Source organism: Psychrobacter sp. GW64-MNA-CIBAN-0177, from assembly GCF_040309585.1.
Classification (GTDB): domain Bacteria; phylum Pseudomonadota; class Gammaproteobacteria; order Pseudomonadales; family Moraxellaceae; genus Psychrobacter; species Psychrobacter okhotskensis.
Genome location: NZ_JBEOOY010000115.1, coordinates 1 through 295, shown reverse-complemented (window position 1 = coordinate 295; position 295 = coordinate 1). Strand labels below are relative to the sequence as shown.

Here is a 295-nt window from a genome sequence, read left to right as displayed (position 1 = left end):
ATATTATACAAAGTAATTATAAATTCGGCATTGGACGCCAGATATTGAATATAAAGTATAGCAAATTTGCACAGTCTATTTTTATTATAATGATAGACCCTAAGGTATTAAGCTGACTATTGATAAATATCAGTACGCCCATTAGGTCCATTTTTAAAACGCCTGTGAAACCACATCCATTGGGTCGGATCAATACGAATCAAGCCCTCTAGTACTTCATTAACGCGAGTAGCGTCAGCCACTTCGTTATCACTTGGATAGTTCTCTAGCTCTGGCGTAATCGTCAGATGATAAC

1 pseudogene is annotated in these 295 nt (G+C 36.9%); it reads right to left on the bottom strand.

The annotated features are described in order from the left end of the window. Positions 1 to 116 precede the first annotated feature (116 nt). Positions 117 to 295, bottom strand: a pseudogene (locus AAEY79_RS14405) (lipid A biosynthesis acyltransferase); the annotation flags it as partial.